Raw genomic sequence first — 6,249 nt, 5'->3', positions numbered from 1 at the left:
CCGAAGCTGCCCGTGTCACCGGCCAGGTTCCCGAAGCTGCCCGTGTCACCGGCCAGGTTCCCGAAGCTGCCCGTGTCACCGGCCAGGTTCCCGAAATCGCCCGTGTCGCCCGCGAGCTGCCCGAAGCTGCCCGTGTCCCCCGTGCCGCCCGGTGTCCACACATCGCTCGCCGCCGCCTCGGGGAACCGCCACTCGGCGGTCTCCCCCGATTCGCGCGGGCCGCCGGGGTTCGCCGGGGCGGACTCCTCGACCGGCTCCGGGGCGGGCTCGGCGAACGCCGCGGCCACCGCGGCCGGGATCGGCACCGACGCCGGGATCGGCGCCCGCGCCCCGGCCGCCTGAGCGCCCGAAGCGGAAGCGGCGCCCGAGGCGGCACCCGCGTCCACCGGAGCCGCGGCGCCGGCCTCCGGCCACTGCACCGGGATCGTCCACGTGCCCGTGGCCGAGGGGTCGGTGCTCGCCGTGCCCAGCGGCACGATCATCGGCGGCGGCACGTAGCCGTGCCCGGGCGCGGCCAGCGGCTCCCCGGTGCCGAGCGCGTCCAGCATGTCCTGCGGCAGCTTCACGAAGGCCGTCGCTTCGGAGTCGTACTCGCCGCCGTGCGGCACCGGCTCCCAGCCCCAAGCGGGACCCGTGGGACCCGTGTTCTCGTTCTCACTCATGAGCTCAGCGCCCTCCCCAGGGCCCTCCGTGCCAGCACGGCCACCGTCCGCCGCAAATGCAGTACTCCGGGAGCCACCGGTTCCCCCTGGTCGGGTACGCACGCGGCCGCGACGTACTCGCCGAAGGCTTCCAGCGCCTCGGGGGCCAGGCTGCGGTCCCCGTCCCAGTCGATCAACGAAGCCACCCACTGCTCGGCTTCCAGCGGGCGCAGGGGCATCGGGGCGACCGCGCCGATCGCGCAGCGCACTCCCCGGCGCGCTGGGTCCAGTACGAGCCCCACGGACGCGACCGCGCGCCCCGGTCCGGTACGGCCCGTGGCCTTCAGGAACACCTGCGGCGCGTGCAGCAACGGCACCCGCACGAAGCCGATCAACTCCCCGGGGCGCAGCATCTCCCGCCCGGCCAGCAGGTGCGAGACCGGGATCTCGCGGCGCGAACCGCCCGGCCCGACGATGACGAGCACGGCTTCCAGCGCGGCCAGCACGGGCAGCGCGTCACCCGTCGGCGCGGCGGTGGCGATGTTGCCGCCCAGCGTGCCGGCGTTGCGGATCTGCGGGGGGCCCGCGGCGCGCGCGGCGGCGGCCAGGGCCGGGATCAGGGCGGCGAAGTCCGGGCGGCCCATCCGGGCGTGGGTGAGGCCGGCGCCGAGCAGCGCGTGGCCGTCCTGGTACTGCCAGCCGCGGATCTCGTTGATCCGGCCGAGGCCCACCAGGGCGGCGGGCCGCAGCAGTCCGGCGTTGACGGCGGCCATGAGGTCGGTGCCGCCCGCCACGGGGACGGCGGCGGGCATGGCGGCGAGCGCCGCCACGGCCTCGTCGAGCGAGGTCGGCAGCGTCACGGACTGCGCCGCGTTCCCCGCCTGCGGGTCGTCCCGGGGCCCCTGGGACGTGTCCCGTGCCTGCGGTGCGTGCGTGGTCAACCCAGCTGCCCCTTCCCGATGTCCCGGTCCTGGCGCTCACGCCTGTCCGCCGTACGGTACGTGCTCACCGCCGGGACGTGGCAACTCTGGCACATCTTCCGGAGCACCGGACGCGAGGGTCCGCACCGGGGCGGGGGCCGGACCGGGACGTACGCGGCGCACGCGGCGGAACCGCCGGGCGGAGGGGCGGCAACCGCCGGGCGGACGGGCCTCGGGCGCCGCGCGGGCGCACCGCGGACGCACCACGGACGCACCGCGGAGGCACCACAACCGCCGGGCCGACGCCCGGGGCACCCGCCGTCCTGCGGCCCCGCCTCATCCGCACGGGGGGTCGTCACACGTTCGGGGGTGCTCCCTCGATCGGGCGCCCGAGCACCCCGGGCCGGCGCTGCCACGGCAACGGCCCGCCGGGCGCCCGGTACTCGACCCCGAGCACGTCCAGGCGCCGGTAGTGCTCCGCCATCCGCGCCTCGAAGTCCGCGTAGTCCCGCTCCGCCGGCTCCGGCAGCCGGGACCACACCACCTCGGCGAAGGCCGCGAGCCGCGGGAACGCCTGGTAGTCGACGCGGCTCTGGTTCTCCATCACCTCGGTCCACACGTTGGCCTGGGCGCCGAGCACGTGGGCCGCGGCCTCTTCCGACAGCTTTGGCGGAACCGGCTCGAACCGGTACACATCCTCCAGTGTCCGGACGAACCCGATGGGCATCGGCTCGTCCTCGCCGCCCGCCTGACGGTGGTCCAGGTACACCTGCTGCTCCGGGCACATCACCACGTCGTGGCCGGCCTCGGCGGCGGCGATCCCGCCCGCGTACCCGCGCCAGGAGGAGACGGCCGCGCCGGGGGCCAGCCCGCCCTCCAGGATCTCGTCCCATCCGATGAGCCGGCGCCCGCGCTCCGCGAGCCAGCCGTCGAAGTGCCGGATGAACCAGGACTGCAGTCCGTCCTCGCCGTCGACCCCCAGCTCCCGGATGCGCTCCTGCGCCGCCGCCGAGGCCTTCCACTGCGTCTTGGGGCACTCGTCGCCGCCGATGTGCACGAAGGGCGAGACCTCGACGGGGAACAGCTCCAGCAGCTCCTCGAAGACGCCCTCGTAGAACCGCAGGACGGCCTCGGTGGGCGCGAGCACGTTCTCGTTGATCCCCCAGTCGTCCCACACCTCCAGCGCGGCCGTGTCCACCACGTCGGTGTTCCCGAGCTCCGGGTAGGCGGCGATCGCGGCCTGCGAGTGGCCCGGTACGTCGATCTCGGGCACCACCCGCACGTGCCGCTCGGCGGCGTACGCGACGATCTCGCGGATGTCGTCCCGGGTGTAGAAGCCGCCGTGCGGGGTCTCGTTCCACAGCGGCGAGGCCCGGTGCCCCCACCGGCTGCGCGCCCGCCAGGCGCCGACCTCGGTGAGCCGGGGGTACCGCTCGATCTCCACCCGCCAGCCCTGGTCGTCCGTCAGGTGCAGGTGCAGCACGTTGAGCTTGTGGGCGGCGAGCAGGTCGATGTACCGCAGCACCCCGTCCTTCGGCATGAAGTGCCGGGCCACGTCGAGCATCAGGCCGCGCCAGCCGAAGCGGGGGCCGTCCAGCAGGTCCCCGTACGGCAGCCGCCACACCGCCCCCGGCAGCGGCGCCCGCCGGTACGCGCCGGGCCCGAGCAGCTGACGCAGCGTCTGGGCCGCATAGAAGAGGCCCGCCCCGTCGGCCCCCTCCAGGAGTACGAAGCCGGGCGCCACATGGAGTTCGTACGACTCGGCGCCGGTGCCCCGCGCGATCTCCGGGCGCAGCGCGAGCCGGATCACCGGGCGGTCGCCGTACGACGCCCCCGCCACCGGGGCCGGAAGCTCCCACCCGGTGGCCGCGCCGAGCTCGCGGCGCAGCCAGCGCGCCGTGGCCCCGGTGCCGGGTCCGGCCTGGAGCAGCGGGTCGGTGAGCTCGCAGGTGCCGGCGCCGGCCGGGAATCGCGCGTACCGCGGCTGCGGGATCAACTCGGGCATGGCCTCGACTCCTCCACCGTTGCAGCATGTGCAACGTACGTTTCACATGGCGCTTACGCGGCGACCCTAACCCGCCCCCCGGGCACGGAAAAGGCCCCCGGACGCACATCAGCGCATCGAGGGCCTTGGTCCCGCTCAGGGTGGGCCGGACTACTTGTCCTTGCCGCCCTTGTCCTTGTCCCCGCCGGGGCCCATGGACTCGTAGATCTCCTTGCACATGGGGCAGACCGGGTACTTCTTCGGGTCCCGGCCCGGGACCCAGACCTTGCCGCAGAGCGCGACGACGGGGGTGCCCCCGAGCGCGCTCTCCATGATCTTGTCCTTCTGGACGTAGTGGGCGAAGCGCTCGTGGTCGCCGTCGCCGTGGGACACCTGCGGCGTCGGCTCTACGAGGGTCCCCGTACCAGTCCCGCGATCGGGCTCAAGAGTGCTCATGGAGCAAGCGTACTGAACCCCGCCCGGGTCAGTTGAGCGACGGGTCGTCCGGATAGGTGGCCACCATCGCCAGCTCGCTGCGCTGGCGCCGCAGGACCGCGCGCCACAGCCGTTCCGGATCGGGGAAGGAGACGTCCCCGGGTTCGGAGTCCACCACGTACCAGGCTCCGCCGCCCAGTTCCTCCTCCAGTTGCCCCGGGCCCCAGCCCGAGTACCCGGCGAAGATGCGCAGGCCGCCCAGGGCCGCCGCGAGGAGTTCCGGCGGGGCCTCCAGGTCCACCAGGCCGATCGCCCCGTGCACGCGGCGCCAGCCGAGCGGACCCTCCTCGCCCGGGATGACCGCCAGGCCCAGCGCGGAGTCCAGGGCCACCGGGCCGCCCTGGAAGACCACTCCGGGGGCGCCGGCCAGCGCGGCCCAGGGCAGCAGGACGTCCCCGACGCCCACCGGGGTGGGCCGGTTGAGGACGACGCCGAGCGAGCCCTGCTCGTCGTGGTCGAGCAGCAGCACCACCGCGCGGTCGAAGTTCGGGTCCGCGAGGGCGGGGGTGGCCACGAGCAGCCGCCCTGTGAGGGAGGACACCTCGGTCATGCCGACATGGTCTCGCACATTCGCCCGTGAGGGGGACCCGACGCGATGATCGGACCTTGCGCAGCTCAGGGCGCACCGCGGCAGTACGGGGCGCGCACGCACCACCGGCCGGGAACCCGCGCGGAAGGAGACGCTCCGCCACCTGGCGGGCACCCAGGGTGTTGTGGCGAATTCATGACAGTCCTACGGCCCCGTCAGCCACACGAACAGGGGGGTCGTGCCCCTTACCCTTTTGACTTGGCCCCCTGCCCACCCCTCTCCGGAACGCGAGATTCATGACCGGCATCAGTGACGATGTACTGCTTGTCCACGGCGGAACCCCGCTCGAGGGCGAGATCCGTGTCCGCGGCGCGAAGAACCTCGTACCGAAGGCGATGGTCGCGGCCCTGCTCGGCAGCGAGCCCAGCCGGCTGCGCAACGTTCCCGACATCCGTGACGTACGGGTCGTGCGCGGGCTGCTGCAGCTGCACGGGGTGACCGTCCGTCCGGGCGACGAGCCGGGCGAGCTGGTCCTCGACCCCACGCACGTCGAGAGCGCCAACGTGGCCGACATCGACGCGCACGCCGGCTCCTCGCGCATCCCGATCCTGTTCTGCGGTCCGCTGCTGCACCGCCTCGGCCACGCCTTCATCCCGGGCCTGGGCGGCTGCGACATCGGCGGCCGGCCGATCGACTTCCACTTCGACGTGCTGCGCCAGTTCGGCGCGACCATCGAGAAGCGCGAGGGCGGCCAGTACCTGGAAGCCCCGCAGCGGCTGCGCGGCTGCAAGATCCGCCTGCCCTACCCCTCGGTCGGCTCGACCGAGCAGGTGCTGCTGACGGCCGTCCTGGCCGAGGGCGTCACCGAGCTCAGCAACGCCGCCGTGGAGCCGGAGATCGAGGACCTCATCTGCGTCCTGCAGAAGATGGGCGCCATCATCTCCGTCGACACCGACCGGACCATCCGGATCACCGGTGTGGACCGCCTGAGCGGCTACAACCACAAGGCGCTCCCGGACCGCCTGGAGGCCGCCTCCTGGGCGTCCGCCGCGCTGGCGACCGGCGGAAACATCTACGTGCGCGGCGCGCAGCAGCGTTCGATGATGACCTTCCTCAACACGTTCCGCCGGGTCGGCGGCGCGTTCGAGATCGACGACGACGGCATCCGCTTCTGGCACCCGGGCGGCCCGCTCAACGCCATCGCACTGGAGACCGACGTCCACCCCGGCTTCCAGACCGACTGGCAGCAGCCGCTGGTCGTGGCGCTGACCCAGGCCGCCGGCCTCTCGATCGTCCACGAGACGGTCTACGAGTCCCGCCTCGGCTTCACCTCGGCGCTCAACCAGATGGGCGCGCACATCCAGCTCTACCGGGAGTGCCTGGGCGGCAGCGCCTGCCGCTTCGGCCAGCGCAACTTCCTGCACTCGGCGGTCGTCTCCGGGCCCACCCGGCTCCAGGGCGCCGACCTGGTCATCCCCGACCTGCGCGGCGGGTTCTCGTACCTGATCGCCGCGCTGGCCGCCGAGGGCACCTCGCGGGTCCACGGCATCGACCTGATCAACCGCGGCTACGAGAACTTCATGGAGAAGCTCGTGGAGCTGGGCGCCAAGGTCGAGCTCCCGGGCGGCGACCTCGTCTGACCCGGCCGTGGGGGGGGGGGGGGGGGCCCGCCCGCCCCCC

The 6,249-nt window shown here is 73.8% G+C and carries 5 protein-coding genes and 1 pseudogene; 1 reads left to right on the top strand and 5 read right to left on the bottom strand.

What is annotated here, in order from left to right:
- From ACWGDE_RS34750 to ACWGDE_RS34730, 5 genes and pseudogenes are all read right to left on the bottom strand, one after another.
- Window positions 1–662, bottom strand: a pseudogene (locus ACWGDE_RS34750) (hypothetical protein); the annotation flags it as partial.
- Window positions 659–1,582, bottom strand: a complete 924-nt coding sequence (locus ACWGDE_RS34745; RefSeq protein ID WP_214953961.1) for an FAD binding domain-containing protein — start codon at window positions 1,580–1,582, stop codon at window positions 659–661. The pseudogene ACWGDE_RS34750 and the gene ACWGDE_RS34745, both read right to left, overlap by 4 nt.
- A 334-nt stretch (window positions 1,583–1,916) precedes the next feature.
- Window positions 1,917–3,566: a beta-N-acetylhexosaminidase gene (locus ACWGDE_RS34740; RefSeq protein ID WP_453393048.1), complete on the bottom strand. Its 1,650-nt coding sequence runs from the start codon at window positions 3,564–3,566 to the stop codon at window positions 1,917–1,919.
- A gap of 150 nt (window positions 3,567–3,716) precedes the next feature.
- A complete protein-coding gene (locus ACWGDE_RS34735; protein ID WP_112448118.1) occupies window positions 3,717–4,001 on the bottom strand; it encodes a DUF3039 domain-containing protein in 285 nt (94 codons plus the stop codon).
- A gap of 28 nt (window positions 4,002–4,029) precedes the next feature.
- On the bottom strand, window positions 4,030–4,590 hold the full coding sequence (locus ACWGDE_RS34730) for a YqgE/AlgH family protein (protein ID WP_453393047.1): 561 nt from the start codon (window positions 4,588–4,590) through the stop codon (window positions 4,030–4,032).
- Window positions 4,591–4,865: 275 nt separating this feature from the next.
- Between ACWGDE_RS34730 and murA the strand changes: the two genes are divergently transcribed.
- Window positions 4,866–6,209, top strand: a complete 1,344-nt coding sequence (gene murA / locus ACWGDE_RS34725; protein ID WP_453393046.1) for a UDP-N-acetylglucosamine 1-carboxyvinyltransferase — start codon at window positions 4,866–4,868, stop codon at window positions 6,207–6,209.
- Window positions 6,210–6,249: the final 40 nt, after the last annotated feature.

Source organism: Streptomyces sp. NPDC054956, from assembly GCF_053609185.1.
Note: the sequence above shows the minus strand (reverse complement) of the source record. Positions and strands in the feature narration are given on the sequence as shown.